This window comes from Aureliella helgolandensis (genome assembly GCF_007752135.1).
In the GTDB taxonomy this organism is placed as follows: Bacteria; Planctomycetota; Planctomycetia; order Pirellulales; family Pirellulaceae; genus Aureliella; species Aureliella helgolandensis.
In genome coordinates, this window is record NZ_CP036298.1 from 2,461,709 (window position 1) to 2,481,430 (window position 19,722).

General features: G+C 54.4%; 14 protein-coding genes and 1 pseudogene. 8 read left to right on the forward strand and 7 right to left on the reverse strand.

Features of this window, described 5'->3' with window-relative positions:
• Positions 1-277 precede the first annotated feature (277 nt).
• The 5 genes from trxC (at position 278) to Q31a_RS08815 (ending at position 4,205) form a co-directional block, all read left to right on the forward strand.
• On the forward strand, positions 278-694 hold the full coding sequence (trxC, locus tag Q31a_RS08795; protein WP_145076689.1) for a thioredoxin TrxC: 417 nt from the start codon (positions 278-280) through the stop codon (positions 692-694).
• A 414-nt stretch (positions 695-1,108) separates the two neighbouring features.
• Positions 1,109-2,176, forward strand: a complete 1,068-nt coding sequence (locus Q31a_RS08800) for an NAD(P)-dependent alcohol dehydrogenase (RefSeq protein ID WP_197356499.1) — start codon at positions 1,109-1,111, stop codon at positions 2,174-2,176.
• Positions 2,169-2,912, forward strand: coding sequence for a 2,3-diphosphoglycerate-dependent phosphoglycerate mutase (gpmA, locus tag Q31a_RS08805; protein ID WP_145076691.1), 744 nt, complete (start codon positions 2,169-2,171; stop codon positions 2,910-2,912). The genes Q31a_RS08800 and gpmA overlap by 8 nt, the downstream gene beginning before the upstream one ends.
• A 138-nt stretch (positions 2,913-3,050) precedes the next feature.
• Positions 3,051-3,500: a c-type cytochrome gene (locus tag Q31a_RS08810; RefSeq protein ID WP_145076693.1), complete on the forward strand. Its 450-nt coding sequence runs from the start codon at positions 3,051-3,053 to the stop codon at positions 3,498-3,500.
• 234 nt (positions 3,501-3,734) lie between these two features.
• Positions 3,735-4,205 carry an ATP-dependent metallopeptidase FtsH/Yme1/Tma family protein gene (locus Q31a_RS08815; RefSeq protein WP_145076695.1) on the forward strand — a complete coding sequence of 157 codons (471 nt, stop codon included), beginning with the start codon at positions 3,735-3,737 and terminating at the stop codon, positions 4,203-4,205.
• A 500-nt stretch (positions 4,206-4,705) separates the two neighbouring features.
• On the opposite strand, the gene Q31a_RS08820 is transcribed toward Q31a_RS08815, so the two are convergent.
• A complete protein-coding gene (locus Q31a_RS08820; RefSeq protein ID WP_145076697.1) occupies positions 4,706-5,518 on the reverse strand; it encodes a TolB family protein in 813 nt (270 codons plus the stop codon).
• Positions 5,519-5,983: 465 nt separating this feature from the next.
• Positions 5,984-6,820, reverse strand: a pseudogene (locus Q31a_RS30795) (3-keto-disaccharide hydrolase).
• Positions 6,821-7,601: 781 nt separating this feature from the next.
• On the opposite strand from Q31a_RS30795, the gene Q31a_RS08835 reads away from it, so the two are divergent.
• The 3 genes from Q31a_RS08835 to Q31a_RS08845 all read left to right on the forward strand — a co-directional run bounded on the left by Q31a_RS08835 (position 7,602) and on the right by Q31a_RS08845 (position 13,691).
• Positions 7,602-8,879, forward strand: coding sequence for a metallophosphoesterase family protein (locus Q31a_RS08835; RefSeq protein ID WP_145076703.1), 1,278 nt, complete (start codon positions 7,602-7,604; stop codon positions 8,877-8,879).
• A gap of 241 nt (positions 8,880-9,120) precedes the next feature.
• The gene (locus Q31a_RS08840; protein WP_145076705.1) at positions 9,121-11,163 is read left to right on the forward strand and encodes a hypothetical protein; all 2,043 of its coding nucleotides are present in this window, start codon (positions 9,121-9,123) and stop codon (positions 11,161-11,163) included.
• A 179-nt stretch (positions 11,164-11,342) separates the two neighbouring features.
• Entirely contained in the window at positions 11,343-13,691 is a 2,349-nt protein-coding gene (locus tag Q31a_RS08845; protein ID WP_145076707.1) for a glycoside hydrolase family 2 protein, read from the forward strand.
• A gap of 217 nt (positions 13,692-13,908) precedes the next feature.
• On the opposite strand, the gene Q31a_RS30090 is transcribed toward Q31a_RS08845, so the two are convergent.
• The 5 genes from Q31a_RS30090 to Q31a_RS08865 all read right to left on the reverse strand — a co-directional run bounded on the left by Q31a_RS30090 (position 13,909) and on the right by Q31a_RS08865 (position 19,627).
• The gene (locus Q31a_RS30090; RefSeq protein WP_197356505.1) at positions 13,909-14,073 is read right to left on the reverse strand and encodes a hypothetical protein; all 165 of its coding nucleotides are present in this window, start codon (positions 14,071-14,073) and stop codon (positions 13,909-13,911) included.
• Between the two features lie 8 nt (positions 14,074-14,081).
• The gene (locus Q31a_RS08850; RefSeq protein WP_145076709.1) at positions 14,082-15,323 is read right to left on the reverse strand and encodes an alginate lyase family protein; all 1,242 of its coding nucleotides are present in this window, start codon (positions 15,321-15,323) and stop codon (positions 14,082-14,084) included.
• Positions 15,324-15,450: 127 nt separating this feature from the next.
• Entirely contained in the window at positions 15,451-16,818 is a 1,368-nt protein-coding gene (locus Q31a_RS08855; RefSeq protein WP_145076711.1) for a sigma-54-dependent transcriptional regulator, read from the reverse strand.
• 60 nt (positions 16,819-16,878) lie between these two features.
• On the reverse strand, positions 16,879-18,198 hold the full coding sequence (locus Q31a_RS08860) for a sensor histidine kinase (RefSeq protein WP_197356507.1): 1,320 nt from the start codon (positions 18,196-18,198) through the stop codon (positions 16,879-16,881).
• Positions 18,199-18,316: 118 nt separating this feature from the next.
• Positions 18,317-19,627, reverse strand: a complete 1,311-nt coding sequence (locus Q31a_RS08865) for an IS701 family transposase (RefSeq protein ID WP_145076715.1) — start codon at positions 19,625-19,627, stop codon at positions 18,317-18,319.
• Positions 19,628-19,722: the final 95 nt, after the last annotated feature.

The following is a 19,722-nucleotide window of genomic DNA, read 5'->3' on the forward strand; positions in this document are numbered from 1 at the left end:
GTGCAATATCGCACAGCACCATTGCGTGCGGAATCTTGCAACTGCGTGGTTTCTGTGGTGCTCATCGCCTAAGATTCTCACGACTCGCCTTTTTTGATTTGGCACTCCGGTTGCTTTGAGTACGGGGGCAGCGTTAACGTTGTATCGATTGCGGCGCTTCGAATGTCGTATTGGAATAGTCTTTGCAAGATCGATCACTGCTTCCGCCCTGTTGGGCTGCAATGAACGAAGCCCAGCGGTATTGCTCCAGAACTTCCCTCAACAAGGAATCCAAGTCGTGAATTTAGTCTGCTCCGCATGTTCTGCAGTAAATCGAGTGCCGGACGCGAAGTTGCACGATAAGCCCGTCTGTGGCAAGTGCAAGCAGTCACTCTTGCCGACGCATCCAATCGAGCTCAACGATAGCAATTTCGCAAAATTCATCGCTAAAACCGATGTGCCGGTAGTCGTCGATTTCTGGGCAAGCTGGTGCGGTCCATGCCGAATGATGGCCCCCGCGTTTGCAGAGGCTGCGGCGCAGCTTTCGCCTCAAATCATCCTGGCAAAACTGGATACAGAAGCGGCACCTGTGACCGCATCTCAATTCAGTATTTCAGGTATCCCGACGATGATTTTGTTTAAAGGAGGGCGTGAGGCTTCGCGTCAGTCTGGTGCCATAAGTGCACCGCAAATAGTGCAGTTCAGCACTCGTTAACCATTCTCCCGGCGTGTTCGTTCCTTCGCTGGGGGGCCCATTGTTGAGTGTCCCATTGTTGAGTGTCTAGGAATTTACCAGCAGCACTGCGTGAACTCTCCGTGTCCGTCCGCAACGCGACGCAGGTGCGGCCACCTGTAGAGTTGGGGCTGATGGCTTTGAACGCACTACCCCAGCCTTTGACTCTAGATCGCAGGGGCCGGTTGCAGGAGATTGGTTGGGACGGACGACGTGGCTTCCCCAAGCACCTGCCCGGCAGAGGGCAGGCCCGTGCTCAGTCGCAGGTGGTGAGACAAGGACCAGGAAGGGAGGAAGTGTTGCAATCGACTTCCGATTCTCTCGGCACGCTGTTTGCGAGGAGCCTGTCTGTACAATCGACTCTTAACACTTACACCCAGTTTTACGGAGACGGCAATGGTTAAGATGATGAAGGCATTCGTGATGGAAGGAATCGGGAAAGTAGCGTTCATGGACAAGCCTATTCCCGACCCTGGGCCCAATGACGCCGTGGTAAAAACGACTCGCGCTTTAGTTTGCACGTCTGATGTACACACGCTCAAGGGAGCGATTGGCGATCGAAATAACCTGACCCTCGGGCATGAAGCGGTGGGCGTGGTAGCGAAGCTGGGAAGCGAAGTGCGTGGGTTCAAAGAGGGCGATCGCGTAGCCGTCAATGCGATCACCCCCTGTTTCCATTGTGAGAATTGCCAACGCGGCTACTCGTCGCAATGCGAAACGATGCTGGGGGGATGGAAGTTCGCGAACACCAAAGACGGCAACTTCGCTGAGTATTTTCACGTCAACGATGCCAATGCGAACTTGACCCCGATTCCCAGTTCGATCAGTGATGACACGGCAGTCTACGCCTGCGACATGATGTCGACGGGGTTTATGGGGGCTGAGCATGCCAACATCCCGCTGGGCGGCTCGGTTGTCATCTTTGCTCAAGGCCCTGTCGGGTTGATGGCGACTGTCGGTGCCCGTTTACTGGGGGCCGGACTGGTCATCGGAGTCGATGGAGTCGGCAAGCGTCTAGAAATGTCTCGCCATTTTGGTGCCGATGTGACGCTCGACTACACCCAGGTTGATCCGCTCGAAGAGATCCGCAAGCTGACCGGCGGCACTGGAGTGGATTCGGCGATCGAGTGTCTAGGTGGGCAGGCAACGTTCGAGGCTTGCGTGAAGGCGACTCGTCCGGGCGGAACAATCTCCGTTGCCGGCTATTTTGGGCATGGCGACAGCGTCGAGATTCCGCGAGTGGAATGGGGCGTCGGTATGAGCGACAAAGTAATAAGAACGGGGCTCTGTCCGGGCGGAAACGTTCGGATGTCACGCTTACTGGGATTGATCGAACGCGGTCGCGTCGACCCATCTTCGCTGACAACTCACAAGTTCGCGTTCGATGAGGTCGACAAAGCTCTACATCTGATGGAAACCAAAGAGGACGGGATTCTGAAACCGCTTGTCGTGTTCAATGAGTAATTCATTGCAAAAGACGTTGGTGCTGCTTCGGCATGGCCAGAGCACCTGGAACTTGCAAAATCGATTCACCGGATGGACAGACGTTGGCTTGTCGGAGCAGGGGCACGCGGAAGCGATCGAATCGGGGCGTCGGCTCGCAACAGCAGGATTGCGTTTCGACATCGCGTTCACGTCGGTGTTGAAGCGGGCCATCAAGACGCTTTGGCTTGCCCTGGAAGAGATGGACCAGATGTGGATTCCAGTCCGGCGTAGTTGGCGACTCAATGAACGACACTACGGAGCGTTGCAGGGGGAGTTCAAGGACGAGATGGCAGAACGAGTTGGCAAAGAACTAGTCCAGCGTTGGCGTCGCTGTTTTGATGTTCGTCCGCCGTCGCTAACCGAAGACGACACTCGATTCCCAGGGAGGGACCCGCGTTACGCCAAATTGCGGCACGAACAACTGCCGTTGGGCGAAAGCCTAAAAGACACCATTGAACGGGTGCTGCCGTACTGGCACAAGACGATCGTACCAGCGTTTGGCTCCGCCAACCGCGTCTTGATCGTTGCTCACGGGAACACGCTACGGGCACTCGTCAAACATCTCGACCAGGTTTCCGATGACGAGATTACTAACCTGAATATCCCCACAGGCGTTCCGATCATCATTCCCGTCAACGGTGCAATACAACCGATCAAGTCTGTCCGCGAAGGGATTCCTGCGCAGCTTGAGAAATGCGGCGATATCGAGCCCTAGGTGCTGAGCAACCGAGCGGAACCGGCTCGGTGAAATTGAGTTAGAACCATCGTTCTTGCCTGGATACGTTTATTAAGGTGCGATACATGGTTTAAAGTTGCGTTTTTTCCACCCATTAACCTATCAATAGGCTTACCCATGAGACTTCTCGTGATCCCAATGGCGTTGGTGACCTTGGCCGCATGCGGATGTGCGCCCGATCCAAAATCCGGCAAAGGATTCAGTTTACCCGAAGGCGATCCCGTCCGCGGACAGCAGCTTTTTAGTGACCTGCAATGCACCGCCTGTCACACCGTGGACGGCGTCCAGTTCGAGCAACCTGAGAATTCTGAGCAGAAGATGGTTGCCCTCGGAGGCGAAAAATTCTCGGTCGTCACCTATGGCGAGTTGGTCACTTCCATCATCAATCCTTCGCACCGATTTGCCTTGGGCTACTCCGACACGGACATCAAGACTGGAGATAAGTCGAAGATGCGGACCTACAACGACGAACTGACTATCTCGCAACTCTCTGATCTCGTGTCCTTCTTGGAATCGCATTACAAAGTCAGAGAATACGAATCAACGCAGTATTATCCGTACTACTAAAGAGCCTGTAGGAAACCGGCAGACTAATCTGCTGGCTGCGCGCAAGCGGCAACACCAATTGGTTGTCCCGTTGGAACACAGGGGGCGGATGCGGGGGCACTCGTGAGTGAGGCGACCCTGAATCTTCTTTGGCGGATCTCAGTTGGAGAAAAAGTGCACCCGCAATTGACGCGATTTTGAAACCGACCATCCACGTACTGGATGTTGAAAAAAGAACGGAACAGGACCGGGGAAATGGACAAAAACGAACCAACACCCTCAAAGTCGCCTAAGCAAAAGTCAGAGGCTGATTCGCCTCCCGGTCCATCGACGGATTGGCGTACGATGATCTGGTTCGCGATGCTTGCGCTTCTGATGGTTTGGGTATGGCAGGACTTTTCGCGGGCGTTGAACATCCACACGATTCCGTATAGCCAATTCAAGTCGTATGTCGCGAGCGGTGCGGTCAAGGAATGCGAGATCCAGGAAACCGAGATCCTGGGATCGGCAGAGGTGGCTGAGTCGGACGCGGTTGAACTCGGCGAAGCGAAAGCGGTGGGCGCTAAACGTGCCGTGGTCAACGCAAGCGACGAGATGCCAACGCGACCAAGTGGCTGTAGTTTTGAGTGCCGAGAAATCCGAGGAAGCCGAGAAAAAACAGGAAAAAAAGAAATCCGAAGAAGCGTCGGTCGTGCACTCTGTTCATCATCACGCCTATTGAGCTAAAAGGGGAATGGGTTGATTCAATAGCGTCTTCGATTCGTTTGCGGAAAGTACTCTCTCGGGCAAATTGTAGCACGGTTCGTCTGGGCTCGCTCACCGGCCTGTTGGGGTGGCAGGGGGGTTCAATAGTACCGCTAAGGTAGTGCCTGCAAGCATCCAGTAGCGGCAACTAGGCTTCCTTCCTTGCCAGTTTGCTAATTTCAAAGCAATTTGAATTCTAACGCGGAGCTTACGTCTCTAATTGCCCTGTAACGTTAACCTCCTTTCCTTGCTCACGCGGCGGGTTGCGATTTAAACACACCGTGATCCCGCGGGCTACTTTTCAACACGCAGTCGCGTTGCAAGTTACCCATCCAGCAATCTCTCAAGCATGAAGGTTCGTTAGTCGGACAACGATGGTCGCACGTGGTCGACATTCCGTGGATGCTACCTCGACAGGAGCGGCGGTCGATCTGGTTAGCGGAATGGCGGTTTCTCGATGTCGATGTCGATGTCAAGTCTATTTACTTTTGAATCGGTGCCCAACTAACCTTTCCGTCCCGAGTCACGGTGAACAGTTCATCGTCGCCGAAGAGTTTGGTTGCGGGGCTATTTTCGGATTGTGCCCTTCCGCCCAAGAATTCAATGCGACACGTAATCGATTCATTGTTCGGTTGCCAGTGGATGTGTCGCACGGCGTGCGTGTGGAGCCGCGCGTCGATGTCCTCGCATTTCATCATCGTCTTAGCATCGCTGTTCAAATCATGAAATACGATTTGCCCAACGCCGCCGTAAGCAATGGAATTGCCGTCCGCCTGCCATGCAAAATCGGTAACTCGCATTCGTCGTGCTAGGGTCTTCGAGACTGTCCCATCCGTCAGTATAAGATCGTACAGCTTGATCTTTCCTTGCTGCTCGCGTAGAGCGATGTAAGCGATTCTTCCATCGGGTCCATACTTGACTAGGTCGCCGACACCAAGCATTGACGTCGACAACTGCCGGACCTGATCACCGTCCGAAGTCATTTGATGAATTTGGTTAGTTCCGCTGCGATTGGAGATGAAGACGATGTGCCTGCCGTCCGGAGACCAGTCAGGGTACCCGTCTAGACTTGTGTTGTCGGTTAACTTGCGTTGCTGGCTACCATCGGGACGCGCTGTATAGATCTCCGTGTCGCGAACTCCCTGCCCGTCTTCATAGCGAGCAAATAGCATCGTCGAACCATCCGGGGAGGGTTTTCCCGCGATGATGTTCTCGACGCTCTGGCCGGATGCCCACGGCACCCAGGTAAGATAGATCGCAAACGCGACAGTACCTTGAAACTGAAGCAACTTCATGACATTTCCTTTCCGCGGAGGAGCATAGGATGAGCAGCGTCTAGTTTATGCGGAAATGCACGCCCCAGTTGTAACGGGAATGTAACGATGCACCCAGTCGACAGCTGACGCTGATGCAACTCGATGACGCAACCGCTTGACGAACACCTCGACCGCGCAAGCTCGGTGTCGCCCCGAGACGGGGGCGAGCGAAGTAACGTGGATCGCACCAACCCTCAGGTAAATGAGGCGTGAGGCAAGACTCGAAGCCAACTCACGAGTCCTGAAATCCACGGTGTATGAACTTCGCTGCAGTGGGCAATCCTGCGGGCCGGCTGTTGTTGCACTGGACCGGTGGTCAGTCCGCGACGCCGGACGTCAATCATTGGTCAGTACGCATTGGTCAGCACGCTGCCGGTTGATTGGGGCAGCACGTGCTTGATCGAGAAGTACGAGGGGAGGGTGAACGCCGCTCAATCGATCGCCCTACAGTTGCTTGAGAAAGATATCCTTGAACTGCACCGTCATCGGTTCACCGGATCTTAGCTGCAATCCCAGAATACCCTTCAGGTCGTAGTGCCCTTCCTCTTCGTCAATCAGTTCGGAGCTTATCTGACCGTTGATTCTGAGAATGATGTGCTGGCCTTTGGCGGTAATGTGGTAGTCATTCCATTCGCCCTGCGGTTTCATTTTCGCCTCGTCGCCAAGGGGAGTAGCGGAGCGTTTACCGGCTCTGTCAATGACCGTTTTATTGCCGTTGCCGGTAAGCAATTCAGGGCCGTTCCGCGAATGCATTTCATCGCAGACGCCACCTAGGTAGGGACCACTTTGGTAGATGTCCGCCTGATAGCCCACGGCCAAACGGGCTGTTGATTTAATCGCAATTTGAATTTTAATGCGGAGGTAGCATCCTTAATTGACTTGTAGCGGAGGTTATCTTTCCTTGCTCACGCGGCGGGTTACTATTTCAACAGCCCGCAAACCATCGGGCTTGATCTTACTGTGGAATTGGACCCCCGAGTTTCCGCCGTTTCCTTGCACGCGGAATTTGAGCTTTAATTCAAAATCACTGACGTCGCCTTTTTGCCACACAATGAACTGATTGGAGGTGCAGGGATTGTCTGGAGTGGATTCGCCGGTAATCGCGCCGCCCCGCACCGACCAGTAACTGATGTTGAGAGCTTTCCAGCCTGTCAGAGATTTGCCGTCGAAAATCGATTCGTAGTCCTCCGCCGCCCAGGCACCAGGGGGAACAGCCATGGACAGCACCAACGAGCAGAGCATGAGGTGTAAGCGTGTTTTCATGAGAGATAGCCTACTCATATGGGGAGGGAATCGCTGGAAATAAATGTTGCAATCGCCTAACGTCGCGTACGAGCGGACAACGTTTGCAATTTCCTGGATGCGAAGGGGAGGGGCATAGTACCGCAAAGTGAAGTGGGCCTACAAATTGGGCGGCAATCATCGCTCGGCTAGTATCGCTCGGCTTGGGGCTGCTTGCCGATGTGGCCCACTGGCGTAAACCGCGTGGCTGCGGGTATTGCGTTTTCTCCTATGCAAACCAGAAGTCAAGCTTTGACCAAATACTAGTCCCAATATCTCTCGCAGTCCCAAAAGCGAAATGCATCGACTAAACTATTGCGACCTTAAGGACTTTCGGAACCGTTATTGGCGGATAGTCGCCGAACCGCTCCGGCGGTTCGTTCGGGAAAATGCCGATCGGCGGAGCGATCTGGCGACACTTATTGTTCCGACGGTCCTAAGTGCTTTATCACGATTCGATTTCTGGTTGGCATGCTTGTGCGGTATACGGGGCCTGCCCCAGGAAGCCAAGCCTTAGTCGGGTAGATCGCGTAGGTGTGGAGGAATTGATTTGAGCCACCAGTCGTTGCGCTCGCGGACGTTGAGCCATGGGCCACATCGTTTTTGACGCCCATGCAAGCTGGCAACGAGAAAAACGGGCCTAACCTGTTCCATCCTGATCGGGAAATCAAATTGGAGGAAGCCTCAGCAGAAATCGTCCCGATTGTTGGTAGGAATCGATTTTCAAAGAGTTCGGGGCGATCCTCGTGTATTCACAGACAAGCACCCTTGGGAAGACAATATGTACAATCGCCGGCAATTTTTTGGGACTATTCCCGTAGGCGCCGTTGCGCTTTCAACGGTTGGACTCGTGCAGCAGACTGGGGCCCAAGAGAGGCTCGCAGCAGGGGAGAGAGCTAGTACGCTGATTGCCAGTCCGCCCGTGGTGCAGAATCCGCGGCACAATGGTTTTGGCGTGAGTATCGCGGTCCGCGGATTGGCGACGGCTTGGGTTGAGTTTGGCTTCGCTGAGAACGATCTGCCCTTTACGGCGGTGGCTAGCCACCACGGTTTGATCGTCGCTGATGATCGAGCGCTGCATATTCGCGTCGAACACCAGGAGTCGCTGCCGCAAAATCAGCCGATTTTTTACCGTGTCGTTGTGCAATCGCTCAGCTATGCCAACGCCTATACTTTGCAGCGTGGCGAACCGCAGTCGACCACTACCTACGCGCTTCGTTTGCCGAGCCCCACCGCGGAACGCTTGCGTTTGGTCAGTATCAACGACACGCATGAAAACCTAGAAACCATTCAAGCTTTGCACGGTGAAGTTGATAAACTCAAGCCAGATTTGATGATTTGGAATGGTGATAGCTGCAACGACTTTGATATGGCTGATGCACCGGAGCAAATTTTGCTCAATCCCGCTCAAGACATGACGATGTCTTGGGCTAGTACTCGGCCGCTTATCTTCAGCAATGGTAACCACGATGTGCGAGGGCAGCGCGCTCGCGAAGTGGCCAAGAGTTTTGCGGGTTGCCCTGAATCCGCCGAGTTGCCTTACAACCAAGCCTTGCGTTTGGGACCATTGGCCTTAATCACGCTGGATACTGGTGAGGATAAACCAGACAATCATCCAGTATTTGCAGGTACAGCGGCTTTCGAACCGTATCGTCAACGTCAGGCGAATTGGTTGAAGCGAGTGATGGAAGAGCCCGACATCAAAGATGCGCCATTCAAGATCGTTGCTTGCCACATTCCGTTGCGGGGACTTCCTGGCCAGAATGACGGGACGACATTGGAAGGGTACGCTAGCTATAGCGGGTTTGGTGCAAAACTGTGGCTTCCCATTTTGGAGCAGGCTGATGTGCAGGCAATCCTATCGGGACACATGCACCGTGACCGCTTAGATGCGGCGACTGAAGAGACGCCCATTCTTCAATTCGTAGGAGGTGGCCCAAAGCCCGAGCAGGCGACATTAACGGTCGTCGATGTTGTCAAAGCAGGAGGACAGCAAACGCTGGACATTCGCATCGTTGATTTGCAAGGCAAAGTACTGCACCAGCAACACTGGGCCTGAGGAGGGCTGCCCGTTGGTAAACAGCTCCACGGCAGAATTCGAAAGTGGCAAGATGGAGTTGCATTTAGCGGAGTTGGCCATCATTCCTTCGCGTCGAAGATGCTCGGGGATTAGAATAACCCGGGCGTCCATCGAGCGGCTTGAATGATCGGGCGCAGAATTGGAAAATTGTTTCAACTGAGTCGCAAGGAAGCTGCTCACGGCTTCTCTTGGTTCATCTGCTCATTCGAAGGTCCCGGTTATGCTTCAACGCGCCAGTTTCATTCTCCTATGCACAGCGCTGCTGCTCAATTCTTCGACATCGCTCTTTGGGCAAGAGGGGACAGCCGGTAAATCGTCAAACGTTTGGGAAGCGACTCAGCGTTTTCCCAACGTGGCTGTGGCCAAGGCAAACGATACGAGTGAGTCCGCTCGTTTTTCCATGCTGATTCCAAAGAACGATATTTTCACCGAAAACGTGGAGCAACAGTACACCATTAGCGTTCCGTACACGGAAGAACTAGGCGACAAGACGGTAACAAAAAACCGGGTGGAATTGAGATCGAGAACGATCGCCGTTACGCGCTGTGGAGAAATGAAAATGAGGCGGACGACCTGTGAATTGGGGGATCGAACATTTCGGGACCTCAACGGGCGAATTCTAGAACTGACAAAACTATCTGGCCTAAGCAACCCAACGCACGTGATCTACGGAGAGCAGCCTGATGCCTATATTAGCGCGGTATTGAATCCAAGAGTATTGGTCGTCGAGCCGCAGGAAGCAGATCTCTCCGAAGGAAATTCTGTTGCCTTGACTCGCGAAGAATTAAGTGCGCCGTGGTTTCGCGAAGAGAAGGTGCCTACTATTGCTGTGGCGATGACCAATAGCGACAAATTATGGCTTCTGATTCCAACTGTAGACCCCAAAAAATCTCCAACCGCTACACTCCAAACACAACCCGCATTGAGGATGGAGAAATATGAGTTGGAGTTGAGCGAGTGTACATTCCAAAACTTGCAGCATGAGAGCCTTTCTCGTGACGAGGTCTTGAAGCGGTTGGAGAAGCCTACGCATGTGGTGTGGGAAAGCGAAGTGGGAGGGTATCTCTCCGCGGTACTTCGCCCCGACGTCTTGCTGGTGAATTTGAAAGAGGGCAGCGACTATGGTTACACTCCAGATCAGCTGCTAGTACGGAAATCACAGCCGGAAGTCGTTGGAGGCGAACATGCCGAAGCTCCGGCTAAGAGCTCTGAAGCGTCGCCGGCAATAGCTGCGTCCATTGTGGGACGCAACAAGAAGGCTGTAGAAGCAGCTGCGGTAAAGCTGCGGGAGAGATTGTCGCAAGCGCCCGTAGAAGTGAGTGACGCTAAGACTCAGAAGCTCAAACAGTTTTTGTCGTTGATCGATGTTCCCGTCTATCTGAACATTACCCAACTGAAAAGCATTGGAATCGATGATAGTTTGGAGTTGACCACAAGTGCGAAGGTGGCGACGCTCGCCGAGCAATTGGACGCCGTCTTGCAACCAGCTGAATTGACGTGGCATCTACGCGGTACCGTTTTAGTCGTTACTACCATCGACGATGCGTTTGAGCATGGCGAAGTCTGCGTTTACCGAATGCCGCCGGCGGTCCGGGACTACTCGCAACTCATTCAACAAGTTGAGTCTTTGGAGCCACGGAAATGGCTTGCGCTTGGCGGAGCCGGAGACGTGTTCGCGTTTCCGCCCTATATGATCGTACGGCAAGCTTCCCATCTTCAACGGAAACTACAGACCTCGTTGCGCATAAAACCGTTGCCGCATCGATACAACGCAGAGATGGACGAGTACCTGCTCTCCATCGAGGCGAAATCCAATCCGCTGTCGGAGGTTTGCCAGCAGTTTCAAGAGCAAATCGGCCAGGAAGTCGCGATCGATACGAATAGCCTCTCTCAAATTGGTCTCGTGGATCCGCGGATTACTCTTTCGTTAGCAGGTGTTTCAGCGTCGGATGCACTTGACCTAGCGTTGAATCCCATCGAGTGTACTTGGGTTGAGAAAGATGGGATTATCACGGTGGTCAGCCAGCGAGATTCTGCAAGAAATCTTGAAAAGCGATTGCTCCCGATTCCCAGCTTGCCGGTTCGCGATGTGTCGTATCTACCCGCGGTCATCCAAAAAGCGGTTTTGCCAGACGAGTGGCAGGGCTTGGGGGGCGCTGGACAAATCTCGATCAGTGGTCGTCGCTTGACTGTGTCACAGTCGCAACCAGCGATACGACAGCTCGAGCAGTTTTTGGGTGATTTGGCTACCACTCGTCGCTAAGCAGGCCGGTTAATACCAGCAGCCGGAGATGTTACATTGAAACGCTCCGAAGAGTCCGGGTATCAGCTTCAGTCGGGCCGCAAGTCCGGTGAGAACAGCTGACACGGTAGGCGACCATTCGACAGAAGGGCCCTCCTCCTTTGATACTCAGCAAGCTTTTCCAGCACTAAAGGAACTCAATGTCAGACCCATTGTCTAGGCCGCGTCGGCTCGCCTTGCAAGCTATCGTCTTCGCGCTAGCGCTCACGATGCTCAACGCGGCAAGTTTCTCGCAAGAGATTGTCGACTCTTGGCGGTACACGCTCCGCCAGCCCTCCGAAGGTTGGCAGAATGTGACGTTTGACGCGACAGATTGGACCGAAGGGCAAGGCGGATTCGGGACGAGCGACACCCCTGGTTCTCGTGTTGGCACTACCTGGTCTACCAACAATATTTGGCTTCGCAAGTCGTTCGATCTAGAAGCTATCCCGGAGAATCCTGCGCTCTGGATGCACCATGACGAGGACGCGGAGGTCTTTATCAACGGCCAGCCTGTGGCAAAGGTCAAAGGTTTTACGAGCAAGTATGAAATGCTGCCGCTCCCCCTCGAAAAGCGGTCCACGCTGAAACTCGGTCGCAACGTGCTCTCCGTGCATTGTAGGCAAACGACAGGCGGACAGTTTATCGACGTGCACTTGGTGAATGGTGGAAGTGAACCGACGCTTCCGATTCCAGCTCGCTCGACGAGGCCGTTTCAATCCGAGCTAGTTACTGAGTGGGGCGCGGGCGTCACAGCCGAGAATGCTTGGACGGAGTACCCACGCCCGCAATTGGTTCGCGAAAACTGGACGAACCTAAACGGCTTGTGGGACTATGCCATCACTCCTGTCGCGGAAAAAGAGGCTCCCACTGAATGGACTGGGCAGATCTTAGTACCGTTTTGCTTGGAGTCAAAGATTGGTGGGGTTCAGCGGTTGCTCGATGGAGCCGAAGCGCTGTGGTATCGTCGAAGCTTCGACTGGACCGCGAAGGCCTCCAAGCGACAGTTGCTCAACTTTGAAGCGGTCGATTATCGCTGTGAAGTGTTCGTGAATGGCAAGCTCGTAGGCGGCCACACTGGGGGCAATACACCTTTCTCGTTAGATGTGACTAACGCGGTTCAAGATGGCGCCAACGAGTTGGTTGTTCGCGTCGAAGACGAGACTGAAAAATTTCAACTCCGCGGCAAACAGACGCTCAATGCTCGCGGTATTTGGTATACGCAGGTTTCGGGAATCTGGCAAACGGTGTGGATGGAAGAGGTCCCCACCCGTTCTATCGAACAACTGAAGATCGGTTCGGATGCCAACACTGGGACAATCACCGTGCGCCCCATCTTCACAGGTTCCGGCAAGGTGCGGATCGTCGTGAGAGATGGGGATGTCGTGGTTGCTGAAGCGACTGGAGGCAAGCAGACGTACCGACTAGAAATTGTGGATGCGAAGCTATGGTCACCCGCGTCACCGCATTTGTACAACATTGAAGTTGCGTTGTTGGACTCCGAGGGGCAGACTCTAGATCGAGTTGAGTCCTACACTGGCATTCGCACCGTTGGCAAAGTCAAAGATGCGGACGGACAGTGGCGATTCACGCTCAACGGTGACGTCCTGTTTCACTGGGGGCCTCTCGATCAAGGGTGGTGGCCGGATGGCTTGCTGACTCCACCGTCGGACGAGGCCATGCTGTTTGACATTGAATGGTTGAAATCGGCGGGGTTCAACATGATTCGCAAACACATCAAAGTCGAACCGCGTCGCTATTACTACCATTGTGATCGATTGGGGATGTTGGTTTGGCAGGATCAGGTGAGTGGCGGAACAGGACGCAATAACGGCTGGCCCGAATGGACACGACTGAAACCCGATCCTGTCGACGCAGAGTGGCCGGCAACGCAGCACCAGCAGTTCATGAACGAGTTTGAGGAGATGATCGATGGATTGGAGAATCACCCCTCGATCGTAGTTTGGACACCTTTCAACGAAGCGTGGGGACAACACCAAACCGTGGAGATTGGTCGATGGACCGCGAAACGTGACCCCAGTCGATTGGTCAACGCGGCTAGCGGAGGAAATTTTTGGCCGGTCGGTGACATCGTCGATGAGCACCGCTATCCCCATCCTGGTTTTCCATTTGAGCTCAACATTGAAGGACGCTTTGACGACTTCATCAAAGTCATGGGGGAGTTCGGGGGGCATGGATTCCCGGTGCAAGGTCACCTGTGGGACAGCCAACGTCGCAATTGGGGATATGGCGATATTCCGAAAACCGAAGCCGAATACAAAGATCGCTACACCACTTCCATCCGCATGCTGGATGAGTTGAGAGCGCAGGGGATCGCGGCGGGCGTCTATACACAGACGACAGACGTCGAAGGGGAAGTCAACGGTTTGATGACCTACGATCGAAAGGTCATCAAGATTCCCGCGCAAGAGTTGGCAAAATTGCACGAGAAGTTGTTCGAAGTGGTGCCAGTTAGCAGCGGTGAGGCCAAAGCAAACAATGAGGATTAGCTCCTACGCAATCAGTTGCATCGAGGGAAGGTTGCTCTTATACCAGCAATGTTCAAAATTGCCTCGCGGCCTGCAAGCGTAGTCGCCCTTGCACCCCTAGTGTTAAATTCGGGGATCCAAGGGCGAATGTTCCTGGTGTTTCTATCAAGAGAGTCGGCCGATGCCGGATTGTTGCGCGAGTTGTCTTTGGGGGCTAATGCCAACGTCGTAGTTGGAATCAAATGAAGGCAGCAGTCGCATTCACGCCGTAGCGGTAATTGCTCTCTCCTTGCTCACGCAGCGGGTTGCGATGGGGAGAGGACGATGGCAGGTGCGGCGGGTTGCGATGGGGAGGGGGCGATGGTTGGTGTAGGTCTGCTTGCGAGGCGGGTTGCGATGGCATGGGGGGCTTCACTGAGCTTGGGCGACAGGTGCGGACAATTCGTTGAACATCAGCGTGTCCCATGGCAGTCCCGATTGACCGCCGCTACGTCGGCGTCTTCCGCCTTGCCCGCGTTGTCGGTCTCTACGAGAATTGCCGCTTTCCAGCTCGCGGGGCAAGGATCGCTCGCGCACCTTCAACATCGCTTGCTCGGTAAATTCAGCAGCTAGGCCGGATCGATGGTGGTAGTGGTTGAAGACTTTTTCGTACATGGGACGAAGTGAACCTCGTCCTTTCTCCGAAATCGACTTGTAGTGGTATCGCCCTTCAAAACTACGGTATGGTTCGTAGGGGACATCCAACCCGAGGTTGTACTTGGCCGTATATTCAAAACCTACCAGCAGCCTGTTGTCGTGGGCTCCGTAGAGGTCGAGGCCTTGGTTCCAAGCGAATTCGCAACTATTCGCCAAATATTCGAGTCCCATTTGCGTGTGTGTTTGGTCACGCCCCGATTCCTGGCATTCTCCGAACTCATTGAAATACATGCTGATTGCGCCATTTCCTTGCCCCTCCAGGAAATAGTTCACGGCGCGGTCGAACATGGTGCGATCCTCCAAGAAGATTCCCATTGCGATCATGGTTTGCAACATTGACGCATCCCAATTGCCATTGGCCGAAGGGTAAAAATCCTTGATGATCGGGTACCATACCTTTCGGGCCATTGCGCTGAACTGAGCCTGTTCTTCCTCGGGCCAGCCATCCCAGGTGTGTTTGAGTAGTTCAGCCGCGTTGCAGTATTTCTGTCCATCCATACCGACTAAGAGGCGGGCGTCATGATTCGAAATGGATTCCAAAGTCCTCGCCCATGCTCCGAGGATTTCGGCTGACTTTTGCGCGTAGCGTTGGTCGCCTGAGAGAGTCCATCGCAAGGCCAGGGTATAAGCCGCCGTACCGTCTTGAGTAAACTCCGAGGAGCCGATGTTGGGCTTGTTGCTGGGGCCACGTTCGACGTGAGCACGAGGTTCGGGTTTCCAATCGAGAGACGCGTAAGGGGAGGCCTGCAGTTGTTCCCAAGCTCCTGCCCATGGTTCACTTGAGCTCGCCAGCTTTTCTTTCACAAAGTCGATACCAGCTTGTGTGTGGGCAATTCCAGGATGGATGAAATCTACCGGAGGCTCGTCTGCTTTACCGCGAGTTAACCCAAGGGGTAGCAAATTGGTGCAGAGAAGGATTGCAACAAGCGTTGTGGAGAGGGGGATCGCGCTTCTCATTGGGGCTCATCTAAAACGAGACATGAGGGGGGAAGGGAATGCCAGTTTGCAGCTGCTCTGGCTCCGTAATTATCTTACACCGAAATGCCACTTGTGGTGAACACACTCCCCCAATCCTTTGGACTCGTTAATCGATCGATTTGAGTTTGCGATGGATGGTTTTCCGGTCGAGGCCCAGGATACGAGCGGCTTGTGTTTGATTTCCACCGGTGGCTTGCAGAACGTGATTGATGTAGCGTAGCTCGATCTCCTCGAGCGAGACCAACTCGGAGGGATCGAGTCCGCCGATGAACACGGTACCACCTTGGAAATTGCGAATCTTCTCGGGGAGGTCTTCGACGGTGATTTGGTCGTAGCGCGTCAGTGCAACGGCGCGTTCCATCACATTTCGCAATTCGCGGACGTTGCCTGGCCAAGAGTAACTCAGCAATTTCTCGGCGACTCCCTCCGCTAGCCCAGTAATGGGCTTGTGCTCGCTGGTGGCATACTGCTTTAGAAAATGTTCAGCGAGACGCAAGATATCGCCGCCACGTGAGCGGAGTGGTGGAAGTTCAATACCGATGACGTTGATGCGGTAGTACAAGTCTTCGCGGAACTGTTCTTCGGCCACCGCGGTCTCTAGATCGCGGTTGGTCGCGGTCAACACGCGGACATCGAACGGGATCTCCCGATCACTGCCGACGGGCCGAACCTTGCGTTCTTCGAGTGCACGCAGCAATTTAACTTGCATTGTCAGCGGCATTTCGCCCATTTCATCGAGCAGCAGTGTGCCCCCGTTGGCTTCCATAAACAATCCACGTCGTTCACCTCGAGCGTCGGTAAAGGCTCCTTTGACGTGACCAAACAGTTCGCTCTCAAGCAACGTTTCGGTGACCGCGGCGCAGTTGACTGCTACAAATGGCTGATCGCCGCGACGGCTGCCGGCGTGGATCGATCGGGCGACGAGCTCCTTGCCGGTACCGCTTTCTCCGGTAATGAGGACGGCCGCGTCGGTCTGAGCAACTTGCTGTAGCTGATCGTACAACTTTCGCATGGCTTCGCTCTGTCCCAGCACTTCACCAAAGCGATCGGATGTGACGGTCGCAGCTTCCAGCAACTGCACCTGTTTGGTGAGTCTTCGATGCTCCATAGCGCGTCCGAGGGTGATGGAAAGCAGATCCATCTCAATCGGTTTGGTGATGAAATCGTAGGCACCAGCCCGCATGGCCGCGACAGCGGTATCCAGTGTTCCAAAGGCAGTCATCACGATCACTGGGATATCGGGGCGAGACTGAGTGAGCTGCTGGCAGAGTTGAAGCCCGGTGGTTCCAGGCATCCGCACATCGGTGAGGACGACATCAAAATCGCTCTGGTGGATAGCGTCTAGCGCTCCCTCTGCCGAAATGGTCCAAACGCTGGAGATTCCTCTTAAGCGAAGATCCGTTTCAATGAGTTCGCACATGTTGCGTTCGTCATCGACGATCAGGACACGAGATGGCGGAGTTGGTTTGTTCATGGAGTGGTTGGCTCGGGGCGGGGGGATTGGTCGGGAGAAAATGCGGTTGGTTTCGCGCGGCTACGAATGCTGGTGGTGCGGTAGGACAACGGTAAAGGTGGAGCCAACCTGTAGCTGACTTTCAACTTGAATTTGCCCGCCATGTTCACGGACGATTCCGTAGGCAATCGAGAGTCCCAGTCCAGTACCCTGTCCGACATCTTTCGTGGTGAAGAAGGGCTCAAATACCCTATCTACCTCCTTGGGATCCATGCCTAAGCCGGTGTCCGAGACTCGAATGTTTATCGCGTCGTCGGGCGTATCTTGGACAGCGATGGTCACGGTTCCACCGGAAGGCATGGCGGCAATAGCATTGCTGATTAGATTCGTAATAACCTGTTGGATTTGCGTAGCATTTCCATCAATGGTGAGGGGGGCTGCAACGGGCTGGTATACGATTCTCACCTTGGAGGCTTCAGCGAGCGGACGCATCAGCTCACACGTCCTGCCCAAGACTTCTCCGATGTCCATCGAATTATGGGGTGTTGGAGATTGGCGAGCAAAATCGAGCAGTTGCCGAATAATGTGTGTCATGCGTTCCGCTTCCGTCTTGATCGTTTGCGCACTGGAGGCGACTTCCTCTGACGAGAGTCTCCCGCTGGCAATCAATCCCGCTCGGCCCGAAACGACATTCAGAGGCGTTCCCAATTCGTGCGCAATACCAGCCGCTAGCGTGCCGATGGTCCCCAAACGATCGGTGTGTCGAATCGCGTTGCGTTGATCATTCAGGCGGTGACTCATCAGACTGATGGCTCCGGCGAGGCGGCCGAGTTCGTCATTGCTGGAGAGTGCGGGAGCCTGCGGCAATTGCCCCTCGCCAATCAACTCCACCTGGTCGACCAGCTTGTCCAAAGGCCGACCGACCCAAAGCACGCCGCCGAAGAAAATAACCATCGCGGACAGGGCTGCAACACCCAGTAGGGAAAGCAGAGACGCTTGGATCGAATCACGCAGATGCTCGTCTTCGTCTGATAACGGGGTAGCCACCTCGATCGTCCCAGTTTGCTGTCCATCGATGCTCAAGGGGATATAGGCATAGGCGGTTTGTGTCGCTCGGTCGTTGGTCACAGTGACCTGCGTGGATTCCTCCAACCAACGCAATTGGGGACCATTCACCCCACGGGTAGAATACTCAATCGCTTGCTGAATGGTGATCGTGCCACCGGAGCGGATTGCTTGTTCGACCGCCGGCTTGATAGCTTCGACCAATTCACTGGCATGTAGGACGCGGCGATGGTCTTCCCATTGGCTCTGCCGACGAACGGTTTGCCAAGTAAAGATAGCCACGATGGCGAGGACCCCCCAAAGAAAGAGAAGGATGAGTTTCGCTGCGAGCTTCATGATCGATTTTGCCTGTAAAAAAGAGCGGCCAGTGTCCATTGTAAAACGAACACCGGCCGCAGTCAGTCCGGGCATCCTTGCCTAAGTAGAAGCTTGCCTAAGTTCGACTTTCGCACTTTTAAGCTGCGAGTGACAGCAGAACTTCCAGGGGCTTGATTAATTTCTGAGCCGCTGGCGGTAAACGCCCGGCTGAGAAAATAGATTGTCGTGTTTCCTCGACTGAATCGCGACGCAGCGTCGCGAGCATATCCGCGAACGATGCATGGCGTTTGCCACGCCACATTCGTATGAATGGACCAGGCTCTGGCCGGACGTGTTCGTGCCACAACACAATCAGACCATACAGATAGAACATTGATGGCGTCGTGCGGCGAACCGCTGCGCGGACTCGGTTCTGCGGTTCGCCCAGACCGAGGTGACCCTTGGCTTCTTGGAACGTCGTCTCGACCGGCCAACGAAAAGAGAACCGCTGCAAGATTTCTTCTTCGCTCAAGTTGACATCGGTGCTGTAGAAAACTTCGATTCCCCGCCCGCCGCGAAGGTGCTCCACCGCGACCACTTTGACTTCTCGTTCAGGGGCAAGGTACAACCGGCAGACCACCGACGTGATCCGAACATGAAAGCTCGATTGGCTGTACAGGTTGATCGTGGTGCGACGAAGTCCCTTGGTCGCTAACATCTCGGTCGGCTTGGGCAGCACCGGTCCACGTCGTGGTGGACGGCCTCGCCCGGGTTTCTTGGGTCGTGGACCTTCACAGAGTCTGGCGTCTTTGCCAATGCGACCGGTGACGTGCATGCCGCTGGGGATTTGCTCCAGCATGCGACCACCGGTGTAAGCTGAGTCACCCAGGAAATGCAGGGATTTCTCGCCCGCATGCTGGGTCAACAGTTGGATCATCTCGAGCATTAAGTCGGTCTTCTTGCGATGCTTGCGACGTAGCTTTTTGTTGGTCTTGGTGTTCAGATAGAGCCTCATCAAAACCGGGATCGCGTACTTTCGCGTCGGATCTTTTCGTGAAGGGACTAAGACACACAGTACGACCCAGCAGTGGCCCCAGCGAAACGACGTGAAGCCACTGGAACTTTGGCTGGCATCCCGGTGCATCCCTGTGCCGTAGATTTTCAAGCCTGTCTTGTGAATCAGGGTATCGTCGCCGACAAGATAGCAATGTTGCTGATCGGTGAGCTTGACGACGAGATCGAACATTGCCAGTCCCACTTGGTCGATTGACCACCTCGCTCCGGCAAAGATACGGTGATAGGCGCTGTGATGTTTGGTGGGATCAATCGCTCGAAGCGCCCCAGTGATATTCCTGCGAGGTGCGAAGATCCATCCTGCGACGAATTGCTTGAAGGACTGTGCGGTTGGCTCAGTCATCGCGGCAGTAAAGACTTGCAGAAGTGGCATGAAAGATGTTGTAATGTCCATTGAAAGTGGCCTCCTTGTTTGGGTTAGTTAACACAGGCGAAAGCCTGCAACCCGGGGGCCACTTTCTTCACAACCATTTGCTAGCAAAGGGCTTA